The organism is Pseudarthrobacter sp. NamE5, from assembly GCF_005796225.1.
Lineage (GTDB): Bacteria > Actinomycetota > Actinomycetes > Actinomycetales > Micrococcaceae > Arthrobacter.
On the sequence record NZ_VAHO01000023.1, the window covers coordinates 1 to 19,220 of the forward strand.

The 19,220-nt window shown below is 65.4% G+C and carries 20 protein-coding genes and 1 pseudogene; 14 read left to right on the forward strand and 7 right to left on the reverse strand.

The genetic code is table 11. The annotated features are described in order from the left end of the window. Positions 1-114: 114 nt before the first annotated feature. The 5 genes from FDW84_RS18370 to FDW84_RS18390 are packed head-to-tail and all read left to right on the forward strand — an operon-like array spanning position 115 to position 3,869. The gene (locus tag FDW84_RS18370; RefSeq protein ID WP_138610928.1) at positions 115-966 is read left to right on the forward strand and encodes a methylenetetrahydrofolate reductase; all 852 of its coding nucleotides are present in this window, start codon (positions 115-117) and stop codon (positions 964-966) included. Next, a complete protein-coding gene (gene cycA / locus FDW84_RS18375) occupies positions 956-2,443 on the forward strand; it encodes a D-serine/D-alanine/glycine transporter (RefSeq protein ID WP_138610929.1) in 1,488 nt (495 codons plus the stop codon). Before FDW84_RS18370 ends, cycA begins: the two co-directional genes overlap by 11 nt. Then, positions 2,440-3,366 (forward strand): formyltetrahydrofolate deformylase, encoded by a 927-nt coding sequence (gene purU, locus FDW84_RS18380; protein WP_138610930.1) that lies wholly within the window; start codon positions 2,440-2,442, stop codon positions 3,364-3,366. The genes cycA and purU overlap by 4 nt, the downstream gene beginning before the upstream one ends. 6 nt (positions 3,367-3,372) lie before the next feature. Further along, entirely contained in the window at positions 3,373-3,633 is a 261-nt protein-coding gene (locus tag FDW84_RS18385) for a hypothetical protein (protein ID WP_138610931.1), read from the forward strand. After that, the gene (locus tag FDW84_RS18390; RefSeq protein ID WP_138610932.1) at positions 3,630-3,869 is read left to right on the forward strand and encodes a hypothetical protein; all 240 of its coding nucleotides are present in this window, start codon (positions 3,630-3,632) and stop codon (positions 3,867-3,869) included. Before FDW84_RS18385 ends, FDW84_RS18390 begins: the two co-directional genes overlap by 4 nt. A gap of 160 nt (positions 3,870-4,029) precedes the next feature. On the opposite strand, the gene FDW84_RS19425 is transcribed toward FDW84_RS18390, so the two are convergent. After that, the gene (locus FDW84_RS19425; protein WP_171046838.1) at positions 4,030-4,194 is read right to left on the reverse strand and encodes a hypothetical protein; all 165 of its coding nucleotides are present in this window, start codon (positions 4,192-4,194) and stop codon (positions 4,030-4,032) included. Positions 4,195-4,369: 175 nt separating this feature from the next. Here FDW84_RS19425 and FDW84_RS18395 point away from each other — a divergent pair, with 175 nt between their 5' ends. The 3 genes from FDW84_RS18395 to FDW84_RS18405 all read left to right on the forward strand — a co-directional run bounded on the left by FDW84_RS18395 (position 4,370) and on the right by FDW84_RS18405 (position 7,036). Further along, positions 4,370-4,570 (forward strand): hypothetical protein, encoded by a 201-nt coding sequence (locus FDW84_RS18395; protein WP_138610933.1) that lies wholly within the window; start codon positions 4,370-4,372, stop codon positions 4,568-4,570. A gap of 307 nt (positions 4,571-4,877) precedes the next feature. Continuing rightward, positions 4,878-6,131, forward strand: a complete 1,254-nt coding sequence (locus FDW84_RS18400; protein WP_138610934.1) for an aminopeptidase P family protein — start codon at positions 4,878-4,880, stop codon at positions 6,129-6,131. 86 nt (positions 6,132-6,217) lie between these two features. Further along, positions 6,218-7,036 (forward strand): IclR family transcriptional regulator, encoded by an 819-nt coding sequence (locus FDW84_RS18405; RefSeq protein WP_240721589.1) that lies wholly within the window; start codon positions 6,218-6,220, stop codon positions 7,034-7,036. 62 nt (positions 7,037-7,098) lie between these two features. On the opposite strand, the gene FDW84_RS18410 is transcribed toward FDW84_RS18405, so the two are convergent. Continuing rightward, entirely contained in the window at positions 7,099-8,679 is a 1,581-nt protein-coding gene (locus FDW84_RS18410) for a PucR family transcriptional regulator (protein WP_138610936.1), read from the reverse strand. 108 nt (positions 8,680-8,787) lie between these two features. On the opposite strand from FDW84_RS18410, the pseudogene FDW84_RS18415 reads away from it, so the two are divergent. After that, positions 8,788-10,311: pseudogene (locus FDW84_RS18415) on the forward strand (cytosine permease). Between the two features lie 58 nt (positions 10,312-10,369). Continuing rightward, a complete protein-coding gene (locus FDW84_RS18420) occupies positions 10,370-11,317 on the forward strand; it encodes a polysaccharide deacetylase family protein (RefSeq protein WP_138610937.1) in 948 nt (315 codons plus the stop codon). Between the two features lie 87 nt (positions 11,318-11,404). Here the strand turns inward: FDW84_RS18420 and FDW84_RS18425 are convergent, their stop codons facing one another. Both FDW84_RS18425 and FDW84_RS18430 read right to left on the reverse strand, forming a co-directional pair. Next, positions 11,405-11,827 carry a universal stress protein gene (locus FDW84_RS18425; RefSeq protein ID WP_138610938.1) on the reverse strand — a complete coding sequence of 141 codons (423 nt, stop codon included), beginning with the start codon at positions 11,825-11,827 and terminating at the stop codon, positions 11,405-11,407. Positions 11,828-12,183: 356 nt separating this feature from the next. Next, positions 12,184-12,600 carry an Hpt domain-containing protein gene (locus FDW84_RS18430; RefSeq protein WP_138610939.1) on the reverse strand — a complete coding sequence of 139 codons (417 nt, stop codon included), beginning with the start codon at positions 12,598-12,600 and terminating at the stop codon, positions 12,184-12,186. A gap of 245 nt (positions 12,601-12,845) precedes the next feature. On the opposite strand from FDW84_RS18430, the gene FDW84_RS18435 reads away from it, so the two are divergent. Together FDW84_RS18435 and FDW84_RS18440 are read left to right on the forward strand one after the other, a co-directional pair. After that, the gene (locus FDW84_RS18435) at positions 12,846-13,691 is read left to right on the forward strand and encodes an oxygenase MpaB family protein (protein WP_138610940.1); all 846 of its coding nucleotides are present in this window, start codon (positions 12,846-12,848) and stop codon (positions 13,689-13,691) included. A 27-nt stretch (positions 13,692-13,718) separates the two neighbouring features. Next, complete coding sequence (locus FDW84_RS18440; protein ID WP_240721590.1) at positions 13,719-14,906, forward strand: PQQ-dependent sugar dehydrogenase; 1,188 nt, start codon at positions 13,719-13,721, stop codon at positions 14,904-14,906. A gap of 25 nt (positions 14,907-14,931) precedes the next feature. Here FDW84_RS18440 and FDW84_RS18445 read toward each other — a convergent pair whose 3' ends face one another. Further along, positions 14,932-15,813 (reverse strand): helix-turn-helix transcriptional regulator, encoded by an 882-nt coding sequence (locus FDW84_RS18445; protein WP_138610942.1) that lies wholly within the window; start codon positions 15,811-15,813, stop codon positions 14,932-14,934. A 361-nt stretch (positions 15,814-16,174) separates the two neighbouring features. On the opposite strand from FDW84_RS18445, the gene FDW84_RS18455 reads away from it, so the two are divergent. Together FDW84_RS18455 and FDW84_RS18460 are read left to right on the forward strand one after the other, a co-directional pair. Further along, a complete protein-coding gene (locus tag FDW84_RS18455; protein WP_138610943.1) occupies positions 16,175-17,215 on the forward strand; it encodes an NAD(P)-dependent alcohol dehydrogenase in 1,041 nt (346 codons plus the stop codon). A gap of 105 nt (positions 17,216-17,320) precedes the next feature. Further along, positions 17,321-17,500 (forward strand): hypothetical protein, encoded by a 180-nt coding sequence (locus tag FDW84_RS18460; protein WP_138610944.1) that lies wholly within the window; start codon positions 17,321-17,323, stop codon positions 17,498-17,500. 16 nt (positions 17,501-17,516) lie between these two features. Here the strand turns inward: FDW84_RS18460 and FDW84_RS18465 are convergent, their stop codons facing one another. Both FDW84_RS18465 and FDW84_RS18470 read right to left on the reverse strand, forming a co-directional pair. After that, positions 17,517-18,545 carry a nitronate monooxygenase gene (locus tag FDW84_RS18465; RefSeq protein WP_138610945.1) on the reverse strand — a complete coding sequence of 343 codons (1,029 nt, stop codon included), beginning with the start codon at positions 18,543-18,545 and terminating at the stop codon, positions 17,517-17,519. A 118-nt stretch (positions 18,546-18,663) separates the two neighbouring features. Then, positions 18,664-19,140 carry a carboxymuconolactone decarboxylase family protein gene (locus FDW84_RS18470; protein ID WP_138610946.1) on the reverse strand — a complete coding sequence of 159 codons (477 nt, stop codon included), beginning with the start codon at positions 19,138-19,140 and terminating at the stop codon, positions 18,664-18,666. Positions 19,141-19,220: the final 80 nt, after the last annotated feature.

Here is a 19,220-nt window from a genome sequence, read left to right on the forward strand (position 1 = left end):
CACCACCCGCCAGGAAGCCAGCACCCTGCTCGCCGCCTCGGCCTGATTTCCGGCCTGATTGCTCCAGCCTGCTACCCAGGCTGGAGCCCCAAACCTGACGTTCAGACAGGACCAATGATGTCCCCCCTCAGAATCGAGATCATCCCTGCCCCGGGAATTGTTGAGCAGGTCAAGGCCCTGGTGCCCCGGACCATCACCCTCAGCGTCACGTGCCTGCCGCACCACGGCCTCGAGCGCACTGTGCGCACCGCCGTGGAGCTAAGCGACGGCGGCTACACAGTGGTCCCGCACCTCGCCGCCCGGAGCATCGGCAACCGCGCCGAACTCACCGGGATTGTCCGCGGCTGCGATGCCGCAGGTATCCGCGAAGTCTTCGTCATTGGGGGAGACCGGAAGCAGCCTGCCGGAGCCTACGACTCCGCGCTTCCGGTCCTTGAAGACATCGCCCAGTACACCGGCGGCTTGATGCGGGCCGGGGTGGCGGGTTACCCGGAGGGCCACCCGTTGGTCAGCCCCGTGGACCTGCTGGACGGCCTGTTGGCCAAGCAGCACCTGGCCACGCACGTGGTTACCCAGATGTGCTTCTCCGCGGACACAATCCACCATTACGCCGCCCTGCTGCGACATGAGGGCCTTAACCTGCCCGTCTGGGCCGGCGTCGCGGGGCCGGTCCCGCGGACCAAACTCGTGGCACTTGCCACGCAGATCGGCGTCGGAAGTTCCCTGAAGTTTCTCAGCCGCAAAGGCCCGCTGGCCCGCAAGCTCCTGAGCGGGGACCGCTACTCGCCGGACAGCCTCATCACCGAGTTGGGAAGCCAGCCCGGCAAGCTCGCCGGCGTCCATCTCTACAGCTTCAACAGCCTTGATTCCATCCCCGGCCTCCCCAAAAGCGAAGAACCGGGCAACACCTCCACAACAGCAGCACTCCAACCAACGTCGATTCGAGGAGCAGCACGTGACCACTAAACCTTTGTCAGCCCATCAGGAGCCGCATCTTGAGCGGCAACTGACCAACAGGCACATTCAGCTCATCGCCATCGGCGGCGCCATCGGCACAGGCCTGTTCATGGGCTCCGGCAAGACCATCTCCGCGGCCGGGCCGTCCGTCATCTTCGTCTACATGATCATTGGCTTCATGCTGTTCTTCGTCATGCGGGCCATGGGCGAACTGCTGCTCAGCAACCTGAACTACAAATCCTTCAGCGACTTCGCGGCCGACCTCCTGGGGCCCTGGGCCGGCTTCTTCACCGGCTGGACCTACTGGTTCTGCTGGGTGATCACCGGAATCGCGGACGTCATCGCCATCGCCGGCTACTCCAAGGAACTCTGGCCGGGGTTGCCGCTGTGGATTCCCGGCCTGGCCACCGTGGCCATCCTCCTGCTCCTGAACCTCGTTACCGTCAAGGCCTTCGGCGAGACCGAGTTCTGGTTCGCGCTGATCAAGATCATCGCCATCGCCGCCCTGATCATCGTGGGCCTGTTCATGATCTTCACCGGCTTCCAGTCCGACGCCGGCCCTGCTACCTTCACGAACTTGTGGAGCCACGGGGGGATGTTCCCCAACGAGTTCATGGGTTTTGTGGCAGGCTTCCAGATTGCGGTGTTCGCGTTCGTGGGTATTGAACTGGTGGGCACCACGGCTGCCGAGGCGAAGGATCCGGAGAAGAACCTGCCCAAAGCCATCAACTCCATCCCGATCCGTGTGCTCCTCTTCTACGTAGGCGCCCTCATCATCCTAATGTCCGTCACCCCGTGGACCCAGTTCCAGGCCGGCCACAGCCCGTTCATCGCGATGTTCTCCCTCGCCGGCCTCGGCGCCGCGGCAACGGTGGTGAACCTGGTGGTGCTGAGCTCGGCCATGTCCTCGGCCAACTCCGGCATCTACTCCACCTCCCGCATGGTCTACGGGCTCGCCCAGGAGGGGGACGCGCCGTCGCTCTTCCGGAACCTGTCCACCCGCAAAGTCCCGCAGAACGCCCTCTTCCTTTCCTGCGTACTGCTGCTCTCCGGCGTGGTGCTGATGTACGCCGGCCAGGACATCGGCAAGGCCTTCGAAATGGTGACCACCGTGTCCGCCGTCTGCTTTGTGTTCGTCTGGTCCATCATCCTCGCCAGCTACCTGGCCTTCCGCCGCCGCCGTGTGCACCTGCACGCTGCCTCCAACTACCGGATGCCGGGCGGCGTACCCATGGTCTGGGTGGTTTTCGCGTTCTTCGCCTTTGTCCTCTGGGCGCTGACCACGCAGCCGGACACCCTGATGGCGCTGCTGGTGACGCCGGTGTGGTTCCTGGTCCTCGGTGCAGCATGGCTGGTGCTCCGCCGCCGGCCCGCCCACCTGGCACGGTACGAGACCTTCAAGTCCGAGCTTGCCCAGGACCTGGACGCCGAAGCCTCCGCCATCCGCCGCGACTTCAATGACGCAGGGAACGGAGTGAAGAAATGAGCACATCACTGGAAGCGCCAGCCCCGGCAGTCGATGCCGCACCAGCGGATCCTGCCGCCGCCGTCGAGCATGTCCTGACGGTGGACTGCAAGGAATCGCCCGGCATTGTGCACGCGGTGTCCGCGTTCCTGCTGGAGCACGGCTGCGACATCATCGACATCAAGCAGTACGGCGACAAAGCGCAGGGGCACTTTTTCATGCGGGTGCACTTCGCCGCCGAATCCACCGGAACGGATCAGCGCCTCCGCACGGATGATCTCCGCCGGAGCTTCGCGCCTGTTGCGGAAAAGTGGCAGATGGACTGGCAGCTTGAGCCGCACGGCCGCAAGCGCCGGGTGCTGGTGATGGTGTCCAAAATGGGACACTGCCTGAACGACCTGCTGTTCCGGGCGCGCACTGGCGATATCCCGGTGGAGATTGTCGCCGTCGTCTCCAATCACCGCGACCAGGAGGGCCTGGTGCAGTGGCACGGCATCCCGTTTTTCCACGTGCCGGTGAGCAGGGATACCAAGCCCGACGCCGAAGCCCGGCTGCTGGAGCTCGTCGACGCGTTCGATGTGGAGCTGGTGGTCCTGGCCCGGTACATGCAGGTGCTGAGCGACGAACTTTCAGCGAAGCTGGCAGGCAAAACCATCAACATCCACCACTCATTCCTGCCCAGCTTCAAGGGTGCCAAGCCGTACCACCAGGCATACGAGCGCGGCGTGAAGACGGTCGGCGCCACGGCACACTATGTGAACGCCGAACTGGACGAGGGGCCGATCATTTCGCAGCAAGTCATCGAGGTGGACCATACCTACACGGCCGACGACCTGGTGGCGGTGGGCCGGGACGCGGAGTGCGTGGCGCTGCGGAACGCCGTCCGCTGGCACTGCGAGGGACGGATCCTGCTGCTGGGCAACCGCACCGTCATCCTGCGGTAGCCGGCAATGGACCACGGCAAAGCACCGGACTGGCGCAGGGTGGCATGGACCGCGCTGCCGATGGGGCAGTGGGTGCGGCTTTCACGGGACGGGCAGTACATCGGCTGCGGCGTGGTGGACGGCAGCACGCCGGACGGCTCCATCCTCTGGGTGGTGCTGGACGGCTGGCCCGAACGCCGGATGTTTCACCGGGAGGACTTCGTCAAAGTCGAGATCAAGGGCCACGTTGTTGACCCAACACCGGCAACGGGCAACCATGGGGTATGACTGACTCAGCTGATACCGCAGGTGCCCCTTTTGATGACGAGAGCATGGAAGAGGTTGACGGCGTCGAAACGGCCGAAAGCATAGCCGAAGACGTCAAGGATGAGATCCGCCTTGGCCATGTCCAGGATGACGTAAGCCATGTGCTCGAGGAACGCTTCGAGGACGCGGGCATCGACCTGCGCCCCGAAGCGGTGGACGAACTCGCCGAGGAAATTGAACGGGACGTCTCGAGCTGAGGTTCGTGGCTGACGGGCGTGCGGGCCGGAAACGGCGGGTAACAACCTGGATTAGTGCGCTGGCCGTGTTGGGCGCATGGCTCCCGAAGCCGTAACCGGGGGAGTCATACCGGTGATCCAGGTGGCCCGCACTTTGCAGTGGCGCGGGCCCTGGAAACTCCTAGGGCCAGTCGGCGAGCCTGAACTGGATGGGCTGACGCATCCCGAGGAGAAGATCGCCGGTCCACTCGGCAACCGTCCGCTGCCGGCCCTCCAGCGGCTCTGCAGAAAGCTGCTGCTGAGCGTCGTTTAGCGTGTCCAGCGAGTGGTCATCCGAGCTCTTCATATTTCCCCCTTGGTGAGTCTGTGAAAGCCACCCTAGGCAGGCGGAGAAGTGAGCGGAAGAGGATTTATCCACCATCGGGATAAACTGCGCAAATCTTGATAAAGGACGTCCCAAGCTAAGGCGGCGGCGCCGGCGGCACCTTCCCGCGGGCCTTGTGTGGTGGGACCATATCCCTATGCAAGACAACAGGGCCAGCAGCCCGCATGATCGAGGCCCGCACCTGCATGCCCACACGGCACCCACAACGCAGCAGATGCGCATCGTCGGCCAGCGCCGCCGGGAGGCGGAGGAAAAGCTGGAGCACCACCTGCAGGAAGCCCGCCACCGCAGCCATCCGCACGGCGGGGAACCCCAGCAGGACAACAAGTCACAGTAAGGCGAACGACGGCGGGACACACTCGCCGTCGTTTGCTTTACCTCCGGGGATGCCAGAAATGCTGGCGGCCCCTCTTTTGTCCGGTCTGTTCCGTTTACTAAAACTGCGTTGTGTGGTGTGGAACAACTGGCATAAGGCTGCCCAGCGGGGCACGTGCTTCCCAACCTTGCACAATCGGAAGAAAAAGCGACTCCGGCCTCTTGACCATGACGAAGGTCGCACCCTACCTTTGATGCAACAGCGTTGCGTTCAACGCAACCCAGTTGCTCCTTCCAGTTTCGGAAGCGAACTCACGAAAGGCATAACTATGACCATTACAGTCGAAACCGCCTCCTCCATCGCCGAACTCGAGCGCCTGAAGGTCCTGCACAACGGGAAGAAGGGGAAGCTGACCTTCTCGGATGCCGAATTCGAGCGCCGCCTCGGCGGACTCCGCGGCATCATGGCCGCGAAGGACCTAGACGCGGTTATCCTGACCAGCTACCACGGCATCAAGTACTACTCCGATTTCCTCTACACCGCTTTCGGCCGCAACTATGCCCTGGTGGTCACTGCCGATGACTCTGTCACTGTCACTGCGAACATCGATGCCGGCATGCCGTGGCGCACCTCCTACGGCGAAAATATCGTTTACACCGACTGGCGCCGCGACAACTTTTACTTCGGCCTGCAGGAGGCGCTGCGCCAGCGCGGCATCGTAGCCAACCGGATCGGCGTCGAGGACGACTTCCTCCCGGGGCTGACCCGCGAAAAGATCGCGGCCGCCTTCCCTGGCGCCGAACTCCTGGACGTTTCCCAGGACGCCATGCGCCAGCGCATGATCAAATCCGCCGAGGAGATCGAGGTCATCAAGCACGGCGCCCGCATCGGCGACCTCGGCGGCGAGGCCATCCGCGCCGCGATCCGCGAGGGCATCAGCGAATACGAGGTGGCCCTCATCGGCACCGAGGCCATGGTGCACGAGATCGCCAGGACCTTCCCGCACCGCGAAGTCCGCGACACCTGGGTGTGGTTCCAGTCCGGCATCAACACCGACGGCGCCCACAACTGGGCCACGACCCGCAGGCTGCAGCAGGGCGACATCCTCTCACTCAACTGCTTCCCGATGACCTCCGGCTACTACACCGCACTGGAGCGCACGCTCTTCCTCGGCCAGCCGGACGAGCGCTCCCTGGAACTGTGGAACATCAACGTCGAAGTCCACAAGCGCGGCCTGGAACTCATCAAGCCGGGCGCGGTCTGCAAGGACATCGCGGCCGAACTGAACGAGATTTACATCAGCCACGGCCTGCTGGCCAACCGCACCTTCGGCTACGGCCACTCCTTCGGCGTCCTGAGCCACTACTACGGACGCGAGGCCGGCCTGGAGCTCCGCGAGGACATCGAAACCGTCCTGGAACCCGGCATGGTGGTGTCCATGGAGCCGATGATCACTGTTGCCGACGGACAGCCGGGCGCCGGCGGCTACCGCGAGCACGACATCCTGATCATCGGCGAGGGCACGGTGGAGAACATCACCACGTTCCCGTTTGGGCCGGAGCACAACATCGTCGGCGGATAAGCCCCAGAAGCAGGAAACGGCGCTGCGGAATCCGTGGCGCCGCTTTCGGCGTCTTTGCCCGAAAATAGGGAAAGATGATGGCTACCATGACTCCACCAGCAGTTAACGAGACCAACGGAACCGGCGCCAATGGCACGGCCGACGCGAAAGGCGCCTCCGTCGTCGTTAACGCAATCGCCGTCCTGCGCGCCTTCACTCCGGAAGAACCGCTCCTGGGAGTCACCGAAATCGCCGGCCGGGTGGGCATGCACAAGAGCAGCGTCTCGCGGATCCTGGCCACCCTGGAGCAGGAAAACCTTGTGGAACGGGATCCGGAAAGCCGGCGTTTCCGACTGGGGCTGGGAATTATCGCCGTCGCCGGGCCGCTGCTGGCTGAGATGGATGAACGCCGTGTGGCCTATCCCGTCCTGCGGCAACTGACCGAGCAGACGGGGGAGACCAGCGCCCTGATGGTGTGGAGCGGCGGCGAAGCGATCTGTGTGGAGCAGATCGCCAGCCACCACCAGATCAAGCACACCACACCCTTGGGTGCGCGGTACCGGGACGCCGTCAGCGCCTCGGTGCAGGTGTTCCTGGCAGCCCGGCCGGCCGAGCGGGTCCATGAACTGCTGCGCAGCGGTTCCATCAGTTATCCCGGCCTGGACGACGCCGGCCTGGAAACTTACGAGGCAAGGCTGCGGGATGTGGCCAGCCGGGGCTGGGCGGAGAACTACGGCGAATCCTCCATCGACGAGGTGGGGGTTGCCGCGCCCGTCTTCGATCACCGCGGTGACGTCGCCGCCGTCGTGCTGATCTCGGCCCCGCGCTTCCGCGTCGCACGGGAACGGCTGGAGGCCCTGGGCGAAGCGTGCCTGGCCGCGGCCGCGCAGGTAACCACGCGCCTAGGTGGCCGCCCGGCCAAGTAAGTCGGCCCGCCAGGTAACCCCGCCCGGCCAGGTAAGCCGGCCGGGTCAGCGCATGCCTTCGGTCAGGACAGGCCCGCCATCCGCACCGCCAGGTGCAGGGAAGCCAGCCGGCCTGTGCCCCGGGGGTCGCCGCCGCACAGCTCAAAAATCCGCTGCAGCCGATGGTGCATCGACTGCCGCTCCAGGTGCAGTTCCCGTGCGGACTGGGCAGTGTTGCAGCCGGAGTCCAGCCACACCTGCAGCGTCTCCAGCAACTGGGACTGCCGCTGCGCATCATGCTCCAGGACCGCACGCAGCTGGCGACTGACGAAAGCCTCCCGCACGGACGCGTCGATGGCCGTCAGGGCAAGGCTCTCCACGGCGGTGTCCTCCGCATCAACAATCACCAGCCCGTGGTCCGGATGCCGCCTGCGGGGCGATGCGTTGCGCCGCCGGACCTGGCGAATATCCAGGGCGCGCCGCGCTTCGGCCAGGGACCAGGCAGCCTCCGCCACCCTGCCGGCCACCGGCCCCACGGCCACCGTTGCGTCCTGGTCTTTTTCCAGTCCCTGCAGGGATTCCAGAAGCTTCCGCCGCGCCCCCACGGTATCGTTGGCGGGCAGGCCGATCATCACCACCAGCTCCGCATCGTCCTGATAGGCCGCGCTGGGAATGCGGCTTGAGTTCAGGAACGTCTCGACGGCGCCACGCAGCTTTTGCGGTGACCCGGCGTGGATTGCCGCCACCACGGCGGGGGATTCGGCCGGGAAACCAGCGCCCGGTGCCAGCTGCTCAAGGCGCCACGCCGGCGCCGAAGTGAGCACTGCGCGCATCAGCTCGGCGCCGGCCAGGGCATGCAGGCCGGGAGGCGTGTGCTGCAGCAGCGCCAGGCCCAGGATGTCGACGGCGCGTTCCCCCGCCACGCGCGCAAGGGCGGTGTCTGCGCCCTCCTTCACCTGGACTTCAAGCCTGCCCATCAGGACACCGCGCACAGCTATTTCCACGCTGAACACTGTTCCGGCTGCCGTCCCGGAAGCCCCGCCTTGCCGCCCTGCCGCTGCCTTGTCCACTGACTTCCCGCCGTCGTTCGGCCAGCTCTCCGGCACGGCGCTGCCCATGACCACACCCCACGGGGAGGTGAGCCGCACTGCTGAGCCGGTGATGCCGGCCAATACCCCCAGGATTTTGTCCAGGGAGGCTCCGTGGGCCAGCTCGGCAGCCATGGCGCGGGTGGCTGCGTCCGCCTGCTGGAGGTGGCCCACGGATTCACTCACCAGGATCGAATTGATGGCCTGCATGATGCCAACAAACGGCACCACCTTGCGGAGTTCCACCACCGGAAGCCCATATTCCCCGGCCTTTTCCAACATCGCGGCGGGGATCTCGGGCAGAACTCCGCCGGTCTCAATGGCCAGTGCAGCAATGCCGCGTTGCGCGAGGGCGCGGACGTACTCCTCACGCTTCTGCGGGGTGGCCGTGGCCAGGGTGATGCCGCCGCAGAGCAGCAGTTCGCCGCCGCGCAGCAGGGGAGCGATGTCCAGCACCTCGCTGGAGTGGACCCAGCGCACCGGGTGCGCATCCGTGTTGTCGCCCGGCGGGTGGACCACCGGATCGGCGGCGGCCAGGGCGGGGTGGGCGAGTATTTCGCCAAGGAACACTGACATGACAGTCCGTAGAGTAGTAGCTCGATATGTTCGACACATAGTATCTTGTTTCTTGTGACGGGGGCCACATAGCCTTTTGGGTATTCATTCACCTCATGGAGGCTCCCCATGCAAGAAAAGCTTTCTACAGCAGTGCAACGGCGCGCTGCTGATGCAAACCACAACACTGCAGCGGACCACGAAGCCTGGCTCCAGCCCATCCCCGAATCCGCCCGCACCCGCAAGGTCTCCGGCCAGTTCTGGATCTGGGCGGGCGCCAACCTCGCTCCCATCAACTGGGTGCTGGGGGCGCTCGGGATCCACCTGGGCCTCGGCTTCGCGGACACGGTGACCGTCCTGGTGCTGGGCAACCTGATCGGCATGCTCCTCTTTGGCTGCTTCGTGCTCCTCGGCCAGAAAACCGGCGCCACCGGCATGGTCCTGGCCCGGGCGGCATTTGGATGACGTGGCAATTACCTTCCGGCCGCCATCCAGGCACTGCTGGTGATCGGCTGGTGCGCCGTCAACACCTGGATCATTTTGGACCTGGTGATGGCGCTGTTCGGCACCCTGGGCTGGGTGGATCCGGAGGCGCAGAACTATGGCTGGAAGATCGCCGTGGCCACGGGAATCATGGCGGCGCAGGTGGCTATCGCCTGGTTCGGGTACAAGGCCATCGCCGCGTTCGAAAAGTGGACCGTCCCGCCGACCATCGTCATCCTGGCCGTCATGTCCGCCGTCGCCGGGTTCGGCATGGAGATCAACTGGTCCTACGCGGGTCCGGCCGGCGCTGTCCTGGAAGGCTCGGAGCGGATCGCCGCCATGAGCGCCGTGATGACCGCTATTGGCATCGGCTGGGGCATCACCTGGTTCACCTATGCCGCCGATTACTCCCGCTTTGTCAGCACCTCGGTGCCCAGGAAAAAGGTCTACCTGGCGTCGGTCCTGGGGCAGTTCATCCCGGTGGTCTGGCTGGGAATCCTCGGCGCGAGCCTGGCCACGAACAGCGGCGAGGTTGACCCTGGCAAGCTGATCGTGCAGAACTTCGGCGTCCTGGCCCTGCCGGTGCTGCTCATGGTGCTGCATGGCCCCATCGCCACCAACATCCTGAACATCTACACGTTTTCCGTCGCCACCCAGGCGCTGGACATCTCCATCAGCCGACGCAAGCTGAACCTGTTCGTCGGCGTCTTCTCGCTGGCCGCCGTCGTCTTCTTCATCTTCCAGGAGGACTTCGCCGCTGTCCTGGACGCCTGGCTCATCGGCCTGGTGGCCTGGGTGGCCGCCTGGGGCGGGGTCATGCTGGTGCACTACTTCTGGCTGGAGAAGCGCTGGCCGGGCGACCCCCAGCGGCTGTTTGACGGCGTCGGCACCCGCCGCCTTCCCGGCATCAACTGGGCGGGCGTGACCTCCCTCCTGGCCGGCATCTTCGCCACCTGGCTGTTTATGTACGGCCTGGTTCCCGTCATGCAGGGCCCCATCGCCGTGGCCCTGGGCGGGTGGGACCTGTCCTGGCTGGCAGGCGGCCTTACCAGTGCGGGTGTCTACGCAGTCCTCGGCCCGCGCGCCCACATCCGGTACGTCGGCTCAGAGAACCGTGTTGCCGCCCAGCCTGGAGGCACCGGCACCACCACGGTCATCCCGGTCCTCTGACCTTTCCTTCCCCTCTCTTCAGGCGGGCCCGCTGCGGGCCCGCCGAAAGGACTTTCTCGTGAACCAGCCCGCTATCGCTGACCTCCTGCACCCCATCACCTGGCCCGACGGCCACAAAGCAGCCGCGTCCTTCACGTTCGACGTTGACGCGGAATCCTGCACCATCGCCCACGACCCCACCAGCACGCGACGGATGTCGCTGATGACCCACCAGTCCTACGGGCCCAAGGTGGCCGTGCCCCGGCTCCTGAAAATCCTGGAACGCCAGGACATCCACGCCACATTCTTCATCCCCGGATTCACTGCCGAGTCCTACCCAGACGTGGTCCGCCGGATTGTGGACGGCGGGCATGAAGTGGCGCACCACGGCTACCTGCACGAGCCGATGCAGGGCATCGACCCGCGCACCGAGGCCAGCTACCTGGAGCGGGGCCTTGAGGCCCTGGCAAACGTGGCGGGCGTCCGCCCGGTGGGTTACCGCGCGCCGTGGTGGGAGCTGAACTGGCATTCGCCGGGGCTGCTGGCGGACCGGGGGTTCCTGTACGATTCGAGCCTGCTCGACGGCGATGCCCCCTACCGCTTTGCGGTGGCCGCCGATGACCCGCGGGACATTGTGGAGATCCCGGTGGACTGGACCCTGGACGACTGGGAGCAGTACGCGTTCTACCCGGGCGTGACCGGCAGCGGCGTGATCGAGAGCCCGGCGAAGGTGCTGGAGATGTGGACGCTGGAGGCCGAGGCGCACCACTCCCAGGGCAGTTGCTTCGTCCTGACCAACCATCCGTTCATCTCGGGCCGGCCGTCAAAGGCGGTGGCGCTGGAACAGCTGATCGAGCGGGTGAAGGCCATGGACGGCATGTGGGTGACCACCATGGAGAAGATTGCGGAGCACACCAAGGCCACGGTGAACGAAATTCACAGCCATGCCCGGATCGAGGTACCCACGTTTCCCGGCGCCGGTGAGCAGTTCGAGCCCGCAAAGGTGCGGGAGGGTGCGCTGAAGTAGCCCGGTCACGGGGCAGGGACGGACGACGGCGGGAGGTCCCGCCGTCGTCCGTCCCTGTCTTGGGTGCCGCAGGCCTTCAGGGGCCTGTCAGTCCTCGTAGGTGTTGGCGATGTAGACATCGCAGGGGGCGTTGTGCGCCACGCTGTTCGCGACGCTGCCCAGGAGCCGGCCGATGCCGCGCATCCGTCGGTTGCCCACCACGATCAGCTGGGCGTCCAGGCGGATCGCTTCCTTGATGAGGGAGTCGGCCGGCTTGCCGCGTGCGGCGAAGTGAGTCACCTGCACCCCCGGGCGCGAGGCAGCGAGTGATTTCGCAACGTTTTCGGCACTGTCGGCGCTGAAGACCTTCACCTGGTCCGAGCCGACCCCGAAGGTCTCCGGGGTGTCGCTCTCGAAGGCGGTGACGATGTGGAGCGGGGCGCCCAGCTTTTCCGCCAGGCCCAGTGCCACCTCCGCGGCCTTCCGGGCCGATGCGCTGCCATCCACTCCTACAACAACTTCTCCGCTCATGCTTTGCTCCTTTGCTCTCGTCCGTGGTTGAAGCGTCCACTGGCCAGTCTAGGTAGTTCAGGCTGAAGACCCCATGTCATTTTGCGGATGGCGTCACTTTGGCGGGGGCACGCAGGGGGATCACATCCCGCGGCTTTCCCACCCCGAGAACCACCAGGACGTGCTGCGCTGCGACTCCATCCGAGGCAGCCATCACCTCCTGGACTGCCCCGTCCACCGCAAGAAAAGCAGCTCCCCCGGAACCTGCGCGACGGCGAAAAGGCGACGCCGCCGTCGTCCGCCCGCAGCCAAACCGTGACCCTGGCGCCGCCCGTCGCGTCAGCGGTGCACGGATGTGGTCAAGAGGGCTGCCTCCCTCACACCGCAGGCGGCGGCCTTTGTGCCAGGTGATCCTGAAGGACATAGATGGTCCGCTGGGCGCACTGCTTGATCCGTCGGAGGTGCTCGGCGGCAAGCCGGGGAAGGACCACGGCCGGGTCCCCGGTCCTGACTTCCTCGCGCAGGGATTGTTCCAGGTCCTCGGCAAGTCCTGCCAGCATTTCCGCCCCTACCATCTGGCTGGAAGTCTTGAGGCTCAGGACCGCGTCCATGGCGCCGGTAACGTCCCCGGTGGTCAGTGTGAGGCGTACCCGCTGCAGCCTGTGGGGCAGGTTGCTGATGTAGTCCTCGATGAATACCTTCCAGACCCCTTCGTCATCCTCAAGGTCTGCGCGCAGCCGCTCCAGGACTGCCGGATCCAGAAGGGGCCGGGCGTAGCCGTTGGGCTGCGTCATGACGGTGCTTCCATGGACCCCATGTACCGCCCCCTGACATCTGCAGCACCCACGGCCGTCCGCAGGACTTTCAAAGGACGGTACGGGGATTGGGAACCGAGGACACGAGTGGCGTGTACTCGATTTTCCAAGGGCACTGCTCGTGCTGGCGGGAGGACGAACGGACCGTTGATCGTTATGTGCCTGCCCAGTCATAGCGGTGCAGTGCGTCGCCATCCTTTTTCCTCCTCCGGTACCCTGTTGAGATGGTGCGGGGAATGGCAGATTACGGCGCGGAAGCCATCCTGCTCGCCGGCGCGGGGCGGGCCCTCCTGCTGCAGCTTGCCGATCCACCGGTAGGCCGGGGCGTTCACGAGCACAGCACGTTCACCGGCCGTCCGGTCAACAGGCTCAAGGGCACGCTGACCTACGTCTACGCCATCGTCTACGGCACCGAGGAGCAGGTCAACGCGGTACGGCGCCGGGTAAACCGCGCCCACGTGCCGGTCCGCAGGGCAGACAACGGGACCTCGCCCGGGTACAACGCCTACGATCCGGAATTGCAGCTGTGGGTGGTGGCCACCCTTTATGACACCGCGGTTACGGTTATAGAGAAGATTTACGGACCGCTCGACGACGAATCGGCCGATGCCATGTACCAGGACTATGCGCGGATCGGCACAGCCCTGCAGCTTCCGGCGGGCATGTGGCCCAAGGACCGGGCCGCCTTCGGACGCTACTGGGATGACCGGATCGCCAACCTGCGGGCGGAAGACGCCGGCATCCGCGTGGGCCGCGGCCTGCTGTACCCGAAGCACACTGCCCTTTGGTACCGCGCCATCATCCCGCCGGCAAGATTCCTCACCGCCGGACTCCTTCCCGAGCAGCTGCGCAAGGACTTCGGCCTGCCGTGGAGCGAACGCCGCCAGCGCCGCTTCGACCGCACCATGCGCGTCCTGTCCGTGGTTTATCCCAAGTTGCCGCAGGGCATCCGGCACTGGTTCAAGGACTACTGCCTGAGCAGCCTTGACGCAGAGCTTAACGGCCAGGCCGGTCCCGCAAAGCAATGGTGGTCCGCCAAGCAACGCAAACCCGCCGGCTCATTGAAGTAGGCCGGACGACGGCTAACCCCCGGTGCCATGACCAGCAACACGGAGGAGAAGCACATGCGCCAACGGTTCCTCGCCGCCACTGCCCTGGGAACGGGCATCCTGCTCGCGGCCTGCACTGCTACCCCCGCCCCGGAGCCCGCCGCCAGTGGCTCTCCTGCCCCAACGCAGTCCACCCCGGCTGTATCTGGTTCGGCTGCATCCGGCACGTCCGCGGAGCCAACCAGCGCGCCAGCCACGACGGCGGCAGCCGCTATTGCCGGAACACCGCAGCAGGTCGCGGCGGACCTGGACGCGCCGTGGTCCGTGGTGTTCCGCAACGGGACACCGCTGGTGAGCGAGCGGAACAGCGGACAGATCCTTGAACTCGCCCCGGACGGTTCCGCCAGGCCCATCGGTACCGTTGAAGGTGTGGTCGCCCGCGGAGAATCGGGCCTGCTGGGGCTTGCTGTAGGCAGCGGCGGTGATCTCTATGTGTATTCGACTGCCAGCGATGGTAACCGTGTCCAGCGTTTCACCGTCACGGGCTCTCCGGGCGCACTCTCGCTGGGGGAACCGGATACCCTCCTTGACCGGATACCTTCTGCGAGCATTCACGACGGCGGCAGGATCGCCTTTGGTCCCGACGGCATGCTGTACGTGACGGCCGGCGACGCGAGCCAGAGAAACAGTGCACAGGACCGCGAATTCCTGGCCGGAAAGATCCTCCGGATGACGCCCGGCGGTGATGTTCCGGCTGACAATCCCTTCCCAGGGTCGCTCGTGTACAGCTACGGGCACCGGAACCCGCAGGGGATTGCCTGGACGGACGACGGCACCATGTTCGCCACCGAATTCGGCCAGAACACCTGGGACGAACTGAACATCATCACTCCAGGGGCGAATTACGGCTGGCCGACTGTGGAGGGGATAGCGGACAGGGAAGGTTTTGTGGATCCCGTACAGCAATGGGAACCAAGCGGTGCAAGCCCGAGCGGCATGGCACACGCCAGCGGGACCCTGTTCATTGCCAATCTCCGGGGGCAGGTCCTTCGCTCAGTTCCCGTCTCCGACCCCTCAACCGCCACGGACCACTACCGGCGCGAGTACGGGCGGATCCGTGACGTCACCGTCTCTCCGGAGGGACAGCTGTGGTTCCTGACCAACAACACCGACGGACGCGGCGACCCGAAACCCGGGGATGACCGGATCCTCGCCGTCCCGCTGGCAAGGGACTGATATGGCCCGGGCGGAGGACGAGGGCCTAACGCGCCCCGGCCAGTGCCCGCTCCACGATGTTTTCGGTGGCCGCCCAGGACGCGAGAAGCTTGAGGGCCTCCTCTGAGGAGCTGCCGGGGGTTGCGGGGTAAACCGTCAGGGAGTGACCGGGGTCCTCTTCCAGCCCCAGTACCTGGTAGTTCAGTTCCAGGACTCCCACCACGGGGTGGTGGAATAATTTCGTTCCAGCGTAGTGGCGCCGGACGTCGTGCGCTGCCCAGCGGGTCCGGAATTCGTCGCTGCGCATGGACAGCTCTCCAATGAGTTCGGCAATGCCCTTGTCGTGGGGGTTCCGTCCTGCTTCCCGGCGCAGGATGGCCACATTGGTGTTCGCTGCCCGTTCCCAGTCCGTGTAGAAGTTATGTGCCTTGGGGTCCAGGAAAATAAAGCGTGAGTGGTTGGCCGGGCGCGCCGGCCCGCGGTACATGTCCGAATACAGTGCGTAGCCCAGCGTGTTGGCGGCCACTATGTCCATCCGGTTGTTGCCGATGAAGGCCGGCGCTCCCGTAATGGTGTCCAGTAGGTACTGCAGTTCGGGCCGCACCCGGGACGGGACCGGGGCTGCAGCCCGTTTGCGGCCGGACGTGTTGGCTGCCCGCGCGAGGTCGTAGAGGTGGTCGTGCTCCGCACGGTCCAGTTCCAGGGCACGGGCGATCGCGTCCAGCACGCTGTCGGAGACACCGGTGAGGTTTCCCCGTTCCAGCCGGGTGTAATAGTCCACGCTGACACCGGCCAGACGTGCCACTTCTTCCCGGCGCAGCCCAGAAACGCGCCGCCGCCCGCCGTAGGTTTCCAGCCCTGCCTGCTCGGGGGTGATGCGCCCGCGGCGGGTCGAAAGGAACTGTCGTACCTCGGCTCGGTTATCCATAAGGAAACCGTACGACGGATCCGCAAACCACTGGGAGGGTCTGCCAGAACCAGTTACAGCCGGCGTTTCCCCGTGTTGCGGATGAGTTCGGTGCTACGGCTTCCGCAGTGCAGCTGACCCTGACCACGTTCTTCGCTGCTCTGGGGATTCTGATGACCCTGTGTGAGCTGTTCGTCGTCACCGAATCGATGCCGCCGGAACGCGGCACTCCGGCGCCTGAGTGAATTCGGACGCGCGGCGAAGGGTGGGTCTGCCAGTACCAGTTACAGCAGGGCCCTCGTTACACCTCCGATCTTCGGGTTTGCTGTTAACCAAGCCCTGTAGCATTCAGTTATCCCCCCCAAAGAACCACAGGAGAACCATGACCACCGTCAAGGCCTATGCATCCCCGTCCGCAACAGAGGACCTCGTCTCCACCACCATCGAGCGCCGGGCCGTTGGCCCGCAGGACGTGCTGATCGAGATCAAGTTCGCCGGCATTTGCCACTCCGACATCCACACCGTCCGCGGCGATTGGGGCCCGCAGCAGTATCCGCTGGTGCCCGGCCACGAGATCGCAGGCGTAGTCACCGAGGTTGGGTCCAAGGTGACCAAACACAAGGTCGGCGACCGCGTTGGCGTCGGCTGCATGGTCAATTCCTGCAAGGAGTGCGTTAACTGCCTGCAGGGCGATGAACAGTACTGCCTCAAGGGCATGGTGGGCACCTACGGCGCGGTGGACCGCGACGGCACCATCACGCAGGGCGGCTACTCCAGCCACGTGGTGGTCACCGAAGACTTCGTGGTCCGCATCCCCGAAGGCCTGGACCTGGACGTCGCCGCACCGCTGCTATGTGCCGGTATCACCACCTTCTCCCCGCTCCGCCGCTGGGGCGCGGGCCCCGGCAAGAAGGTTGCAGTCGTAGGCCTGGGCGGGTTGGGCCATATGGCCGTCAAGCTGGCCGCCGCCATGGGCGCCGAAGTGACCGTCCTGTCCCAGTCGCTGAAGAAGCAGGAAGACGGCCTAAAGCTGGGTGCAATCAGCTACTACGCCACCAGCGATCCGGGCACCTTTGAACAGCTTGCCGGAAACTTCGACCTGATCATCAACACTGTCAGTGCCTCGATCGACATCAGCTCCTACCTCCAGCTGCTCACGCTGGATGGCACGCTGGTCAACGTCGGTGCCCCCGCCGAGCCGCTTCCGGTCAACGCGTTCGCACTGATCGGCGGGCGCCGGTCCTTCGCTGGTTCGATGATCGGCGGCATCCGCGAGACGCAGGAGATGCTGGACTTCTGCGCGGAGCACAACATCGGCGCGGAAATTGAGGTCATCCCGGCCGGGAAGATCAACGACGCCTACGAGCGCGTGCTGGCATCGGATGTCCGGTACCGCTTCGTGATTGACACCGCCACCCTCTGACCTGAGGCAGGCGTGCGCGGGCCGGCTCCAAAAGGAGCCGGCCCGCCGTCGTCTTCGGAGGGATTTGTCCGCCATCCCCATGCGGTGACACTACGAATTACTGGCATGAACTACTACACCCCGGCGGCGCAGGACAGAGCCCGGGACGCCGCAACTGATGCGATCGAAAAAGTACTTAACGGCATGTCTGAACCGTTGAGCCGGCACGCGCTGAGTGCGCGCTGGAAGCGCGCCTGTGAAGCGATGGACAAGTACCTGGAAGCCCAGGACACCGGCGAGGAGTAGGCCGCTGTCCCGCGGGCTAGGGCTTAAGAGCAGCCAGGATCTGTGGGGCGGGCCCCGCCGTCGTCCGCTGGAAACCCGTCCCCGCCCACAGATTGAGCCAGTCCGGATCCCCGGCAGCCGCAGCTGCAGCGCGCAGGGGAGTGGTCAGGTGGTGGATTTCCGGATACCCGTAGGGAGCGTCGGCGTCGTGCCTGCGCATGAACTCGTTGTGGAGCCCGCGTGCGTTCCTTCCGGAAAAGGCCCGGGTGACGGCGGTACCGGTAAAGCGTCTGGAGGCCATGGCCGTTCGGTGCGCCGCCTTGGTGCCGGCCTCATCCGCGAGCAGGAACGCCGTCCCGGCCTGGACCGCTGCGGCGCCGCGCGACAGCGCAGCCCGCGTATCCTCGGCGGTGACGATCCCGCCTGCTGCAATCAGGGGTGCACCGAGCTTTGACAGCTCCTCGAGGATCGCGTGCAGGGGCACTTCCGGGGCGGGGCCGGCGGCATGGAAGGTCCCGCGGTGTCCGCCGGCTTCCGGCCCCTGGGCACAGAGCGCGTCCACGCCTGTCTCCAGCGCCCGCACCGCTTCCGGCATCGAAGTTACTGTTGCCACGACGTACACTCCGCGCTGCTGTAAGGCGGTTATCACGGCAGGGTCGGGAAGATCGAAAGTGAAGGAGACGACGGCGGGCGCCTTCTGCAGCAGGACGTCCACCTTGTGGTCCCAGTCATCGTCGTCGTGCCGCGGCTCGCCCAGTTCCACGCCGAAGCGCCCTGCATCAGGAGCCAGGGACAGGGCGTACTGCTCCATGTCGCCGGGACCGATGACCGAGGGCTGGGGGACGAACACATTGACGCCGAAGGCAGCGCCGGTTAGCTCCCTGGTTGCCTCGATCTCCGCCTGCATCACGGCCGCGCTCTTGTAGCCCGCGGCAAGGAAGCCGAGCCCTCCGGCCGAACTCACTGCCGCTGCCAGCCGCGGAGTGGACGGGCCACCGGCCATCGGCGCCTGGATGACGGGCAGCGCCAGGGTGGAAAGATTGAAAAGAGGCCGGGATCCAGGCATGGTGCTTCACCGCTTTCTTGTCGTGTTCCGACTCTATGCCAGACCTTGGGCCGCCAAAGGCCCTATCGAGACTAGCCGGTTGCACGCTGACCTTCCGCTCGGCGCCGCAATCCAGGCCTCATCTCCGTGGCGGCGCTACCTTGTACGAACTGCTGATCGCCACCCGGTTAAAGGTGTTGATGGACATGGCCACCCAGGTCACGGCCGATATCTGCCCGGAGGTCAATTCAGCCGAGGCAAGGTCGTAAAGGGGCGCGCTCGCGTGGGCATGATCAATCCTGGTGACGTATTCGGCCAGGGCCAATGCTGCCCGCTCCTGGCCGTCGAAGTATGCTGTTTCCCGCCATGCCGGCAGGACGCTCAGGCGTTCAGGGCTTTCGCCCTTCGCAAGTGAATCAGCAGTGTGGATCCGCAGGCAGTAGGCGCATCCGTTGAGCTGTGACACCCGGATCTTGATCAGTTCCAGGAGCAGCGGAGAAATACCCTCCGCGAGGGCGGACTGATCCGACGCGGATGCCATGGAGGCGAGCAGCTTGTAAAGCTCCGGGTGCCTGAGGCCGACATTCGTGCGGGCCGGGGTGGCTGTGGTGGTCATGGTTTCGGATCTTCCTGGTAGTCGTGGAGCGCCGGGTGCGTCCCCGTTTCCAACTATCGTTCGGGCGCCGTTGCCGGGGC

What these genes read in the sequence shown, in the direction of transcription:
- FDW84_RS18370 (WP_138610928.1), top strand. Translation starts at nt 115, where the DNA reads ATGATGTCCCCCCTCAGAATCGAGATCATCCCTGCCCCGGGAATTGTT.
- purU (WP_138610930.1), top strand. Translation starts at nt 2,440, where the DNA reads ATGAGCACATCACTGGAAGCGCCAGCCCCGGCAGTCGATGCCGCACCA.
- FDW84_RS18385 (WP_138610931.1), top strand. Translation starts at nt 3,373, where the DNA reads ATGGACCACGGCAAAGCACCGGACTGGCGCAGGGTGGCATGGACCGCG.
- FDW84_RS18390 (WP_138610932.1), top strand. Translation starts at nt 3,630, where the DNA reads ATGACTGACTCAGCTGATACCGCAGGTGCCCCTTTTGATGACGAGAGC.
- FDW84_RS19425 (WP_171046838.1), bottom strand. Translation starts at nt 4,194, where the DNA reads ATGAAGAGCTCGGATGACCACTCGCTGGACACGCTAAACGACGCTCAG.
- FDW84_RS18395 (WP_138610933.1), top strand. Translation starts at nt 4,370, where the DNA reads ATGCAAGACAACAGGGCCAGCAGCCCGCATGATCGAGGCCCGCACCTG.
- FDW84_RS18400 (WP_138610934.1), top strand. Translation starts at nt 4,878, where the DNA reads ATGACCATTACAGTCGAAACCGCCTCCTCCATCGCCGAACTCGAGCGC.
- FDW84_RS18405 (WP_240721589.1), top strand. Translation starts at nt 6,218, where the DNA reads ATGACTCCACCAGCAGTTAACGAGACCAACGGAACCGGCGCCAATGGC.
- FDW84_RS18410 (WP_138610936.1), bottom strand. Translation starts at nt 8,679, where the DNA reads ATGTCAGTGTTCCTTGGCGAAATACTCGCCCACCCCGCCCTGGCCGCC.
- FDW84_RS18425 (WP_138610938.1), bottom strand. Translation starts at nt 11,827, where the DNA reads ATGAGCGGAGAAGTTGTTGTAGGAGTGGATGGCAGCGCATCGGCCCGG.
- FDW84_RS18430 (WP_138610939.1), bottom strand. Translation starts at nt 12,600, where the DNA reads ATGACGCAGCCCAACGGCTACGCCCGGCCCCTTCTGGATCCGGCAGTC.
- FDW84_RS18435 (WP_138610940.1), top strand. Translation starts at nt 12,846, where the DNA reads ATGGTGCGGGGAATGGCAGATTACGGCGCGGAAGCCATCCTGCTCGCC.
- FDW84_RS18440 (WP_240721590.1), top strand. Translation starts at nt 13,719, where the DNA reads ATGACCAGCAACACGGAGGAGAAGCACATGCGCCAACGGTTCCTCGCC.
- FDW84_RS18445 (WP_138610942.1), bottom strand. Translation starts at nt 15,813, where the DNA reads ATGGATAACCGAGCCGAGGTACGACAGTTCCTTTCGACCCGCCGCGGG.
- FDW84_RS18455 (WP_138610943.1), top strand. Translation starts at nt 16,175, where the DNA reads ATGACCACCGTCAAGGCCTATGCATCCCCGTCCGCAACAGAGGACCTC.
- FDW84_RS18460 (WP_138610944.1), top strand. Translation starts at nt 17,321, where the DNA reads ATGAACTACTACACCCCGGCGGCGCAGGACAGAGCCCGGGACGCCGCA.
- FDW84_RS18465 (WP_138610945.1), bottom strand. Translation starts at nt 18,545, where the DNA reads ATGCCTGGATCCCGGCCTCTTTTCAATCTTTCCACCCTGGCGCTGCCC.
- FDW84_RS18470 (WP_138610946.1), bottom strand. Translation starts at nt 19,140, where the DNA reads ATGACCACCACAGCCACCCCGGCCCGCACGAATGTCGGCCTCAGGCAC.